The organism is Accumulibacter sp. (genome assembly GCF_031732815.1).
Lineage (GTDB): Bacteria > Pseudomonadota > Gammaproteobacteria > Burkholderiales > Rhodocyclaceae > Accumulibacter.
In genome coordinates, this window is record NZ_JAVMKF010000202.1 from 1 (window position 1) to 3,749 (window position 3,749).

At 65.0% G+C, this 3,749-nt stretch carries 4 protein-coding genes and 1 tRNA gene; 4 read left to right on the forward strand and 1 reads right to left on the reverse strand.

Annotation, left to right across the window (positions count from 1 at the left end; all coding sequences use genetic code 11):
* Positions 1 to 6: 6 nt before the first annotated feature.
* Positions 7 to 83: transfer RNA gene (locus tag RKP46_RS13020), tRNA-Pro, on the reverse strand.
* A gap of 232 nt (positions 84 to 315) precedes the next feature.
* On the opposite strand from RKP46_RS13020, the gene surE reads away from it, so the two are divergent.
* The 4 genes from surE to rpoS are packed head-to-tail and all read left to right on the forward strand — an operon-like array spanning position 316 to position 3,711.
* Positions 316 to 1,059, forward strand: a complete 744-nt coding sequence (gene surE / locus RKP46_RS13025; RefSeq protein ID WP_311107033.1) for a 5'/3'-nucleotidase SurE — start codon at positions 316 to 318, stop codon at positions 1,057 to 1,059.
* A complete protein-coding gene (locus RKP46_RS13030; RefSeq protein ID WP_311107034.1) occupies positions 1,056 to 1,715 on the forward strand; it encodes a protein-L-isoaspartate(D-aspartate) O-methyltransferase in 660 nt (219 codons plus the stop codon). Before surE ends, RKP46_RS13030 begins: the two co-directional genes overlap by 4 nt.
* A complete protein-coding gene (locus RKP46_RS13035) occupies positions 1,712 to 2,752 on the forward strand; it encodes a peptidoglycan DD-metalloendopeptidase family protein (protein ID WP_311107035.1) in 1,041 nt (346 codons plus the stop codon). Before RKP46_RS13030 ends, RKP46_RS13035 begins: the two co-directional genes overlap by 4 nt.
* A gap of 2 nt (positions 2,753 to 2,754) precedes the next feature.
* Positions 2,755 to 3,711, forward strand: coding sequence for an RNA polymerase sigma factor RpoS (gene rpoS, locus RKP46_RS13040; RefSeq protein WP_311107036.1), 957 nt, complete (start codon positions 2,755 to 2,757; stop codon positions 3,709 to 3,711).
* Positions 3,712 to 3,749 lie beyond the last annotated feature (38 nt).

Genomic DNA, 3,749 nt, shown 5'->3' on the forward strand with positions numbered 1-3,749 from the left:
TGCAGTTGGTCGGGGCGCCGGGATTCGAACTCGGGACCCCTTGCACCCCATGCAAGTGCGCTACCAGGCTGCGCCACGCCCCGACATGGCGCGATTATAACCGAAATGCCGCAGCCCGACAGCGGTGGTTTCGGCGCTTGCCGCAGACGGTTATAATGAAGCCCGGCTTGGCACGACGCTGGTTTTCCACCTTCTACCGACTGGCGCCTGAGGCCTGGCCAGCGACCGCGTTGCTGCGGCCCGCCGATGATCCACAGGCCGGCAAGCTGCCGGTTTTTTTTGCCTCTCTGCCAGCTTGTCTGCGCGTGGAACGATATGCGGATTCTGCTCTGCAATGATGACGGCTACTTTGCCCCGGGGATCGAACAACTCGCGCATGCCCTGAGGGGCGTGGCCGAGGTCACCGTCGTAGCGCCCGAGCGTGATCGCAGCGGCGCCAGCAATTCGCTGACGCTCGATCGACCGCTCTCGCTGAAACGCGCGGCGAACGGCTTCTACTACGTCAATGGCACGCCGACCGACTGCGTACACCTGGCGGTCACCGGCATGCTCGACGAGTTGCCCGACATGGTCATTTCGGGAATCAACAACGGCGCCAACATGGGTGACGACACGATCTACTCGGGAACGGTTGCCGCGGCGACCGAGGGTTTCCTGCTCGGCATTCCCTCGCTGGCAATCTCCCTGTGCAGCCGTGGCGGGGAGAATTTTGTCACCGCCGCGCGCGTCGCGCGCGAACTGGTTGCCCGTTTGCAGCGACGCTCACTGCGTGAGCCGGTGTTGCTCAACGTCAATGTGCCGGACGTCCCGCACGCGCAATTGGGCGCCCTGGTGGTCACCCGGCTGGGCAAGCGGCATAAGGCCGAACCCGTCGTGCGCACGCTCTCGCCACGCCAGGAGACGGTTTTCTGGATCGGCGCTGCCGGCGAGGCCGAGGATGCCGGCGAAGGGACGGACTTCTACGCCGTACACAACAATCAGGTATCGATCACGCCATTGCAGATCGATCTGACGCACAGCGCGCAGCTCCCGCTGGTGCGCGACTGGTTGCGGCAATGAACCTCGCCAGGCAGGGCATAGGCATGACCTCGCAGCGCACGCGCGTGCGCATGATCGAGCGCCTGCGCCAGAAGGGCATCGTAGACGAAGGCGTGCTGGCGGCGCTGGCCGCCGTTCCCCGGCACGTTTTCGTCGAAGAGGCCTTGTCCTCACGCGCCTACGAGGACACCGCACTGCCGCTCGGCTTTGCCCAGACGATCTCGCAGCCCTACGTCGTCGCGCGCATGATCGAGGCGCTGCGCGCCGGCCGCGATTCGCTCGGCAAGACGCTCGAGATCGGTGCCGGTTGCGGCTATCAGGCAGCCGTCCTGGCGCAACTGACGAAGGAGGTGTACGCGGTCGAACGTATCGCGCCGCTGCTCGCCAAAGCCAAGCAGAACCTGCGCAAGATCGGGCAAGTCGAAGTCCGCCTGAAACACGCCGACGGGCAGGCTGGCCTGCCGGAGGCGGCGCCTTTCGAGACGATCATCGTCGCTGCGGCGGCGGCGACGGTTCCGCCGGCACTCTTGCGGCAACTCGCGCTGGGTGGAAGAATGATCCTGCCGATTGGTGGCGCGACGCAATACCTCTGCCTGATCGAACATCGGGCCGAGGGCTTCGTCGAAACCCGTCTCGACGCTGTTCGTTTTGTTCCGCTATTACCGGGAGTCGAATGAAGGATCACGCTGGTATTGCCCGAAATGGGTTCGTTCTCGTCGTTGCGGCAACGCTCGCGCTGGCCGGCTGTGCTGGTCGCTCGCCGGTGCAGGTAGTGGACCGCAGCGGGCAGGGGCAGCCCGTCAGCTCGGCGCCCGTCCCCGCAGTTCCGAAGGATGCCTACATCGTCAAGAAAGGCGACACGCTCTATTCGATCGCGCTCGATCACGGGCTCGATTATCGCGAGCTGGCCGCCTGGAACAACCTGGAAAACCCGAATCTCATCCTGGTGGGCCAGGCGCTGCGCGTCAAGGCGTCGGGGGCGACGGCGGGCGGCGACGCGCCGGTGGTCAGACCGATCGCCGGTGCTGCGGCGCCCGAGCAGCGGCCGCTGGGCAGCGCCGGCGACGCACTGAAGCGCGAACCGAAGGCGGGCAAGGAGGCCTATTCGGATCAGGCGCTGGCGCGTGCGCGCAAGAAGGAGGCCGAACCGGTGGTCGTCGCCGCGGCACCAGCCGCGAAAGGCGAGGCGAAAGCAGAAAGCAAGCCGCCGGCACGCAGCGATGGCAAACCGGAAGCCCGGCCGGAGGCCAGGCCGGAGAGTAAAGCCGACGCCAAACCCGAGGCAAAACCGGAGGCGAAACCGGAGGCGGGCAGCGAAACCCGCGCGGCCGACCCGGCGAACAACGAGGAGCTCACCTGGATCTGGCCGGCGAGCGGCAAGCTGATCGGCAGTTTCAGCGAGGGTGGCAACAAGGGGATCGACATCAGTGGCCGCGCCGGCGATCCGGTCAATGCCGCGGCGGCCGGCAAGGTCGTCTACAGCGGCACCGGCCTGCGCGGTTACGGCAAACTGGTGATCATCAAGCACAACAACACCTTTCTGACGGCCTACGCGCACAACCAGACGATACTGGTCAAGGAAGGGCAGAACGTCGGCAAAGGACAGAAGATCGCCGAGATGGGCAACACCGATACGGATCAGGTCAAACTCCACTTCGAGGTTCGCCGGCAGGGCAAGCCGGTCGACCCGATCAAGCATCTGCCGCAACGCTGAGCATGGCGGGCGATTTCGATTCCGAAGCGGACGCGGAGGTCGACGACTTTCTCGAGCCCGCTTTTCCGAACGAAGGCGTCTTTCCCGATTCGTCGATCGAGGAGGTTTCGTCGTCGCCGGAAGCCGAGCTGCTCAACGACGTCACCCAGCACTACCTCAGTGAAATCGGCGCCAAGCCGCTGTTTTCACAGGAAGAAGAGGCCCACTGGGCGCGCCGCGCGCGGGCCGGCGACTTTGCCGCTCGACAGAACATGATCGAGCACAACCTGCGCCTCGTAGTCAACATCGCCAAGCATTATCTGAACCGCGGGATGCCGCTCCTCGACCTGATCGAGGAAGGCAATCTCGGCCTGATCCACGCCATCGAGAAATACGATCCCGAGCGCGGCTTCCGTTTCTCCACCTACGCCACCTGGTGGATCAGACAGAGCATCGAGCGCGCGATCATGAACCAGTCGCGCGCGATTCGCCTGCCGGTGCATGTGGTCAAGGAAATCAACCTCGTTCTGCGCGCGATCCGCCACCTCGAATCGGCCAGCGGACGCGAAATCAGGCTCGATCAGATTGCCCACCTGATCGACCGGCCGGTAGACAACGTGCGCCGCATCATGGCGCTGAACGAACGGATCGCCTCGCTCGATGCGCCTTTGCAGGTCGACCCGAGCCAGACGGTGGGCGACACGATTGCCGACGAAAGCCTGCTCGAGCCCGACGTTCTGCTGCAGTCGAGCGAACTCGGCGAACTGCTGCGCGGCTGGCTGCACCAGCTTCCGGAGAAACAGCAGCAGGTGCTCGAACGGCGCTACGGCCTCGGTGGGCGGGAAACCAGCACGCTCGAAGAAATCGCCGCCGACCTCAACCTGACGCGCGAACGCGTGCGCCAGGTGCAGATCGAAGCGCTCGATCAGTTGCGCCGGATCATTCGGCGTGGCGGCGTGACGCGCGACAGCCTGTTCTGACCCTGGCTCTTTACCCTCTTTACCCTCACCTCGCCTGA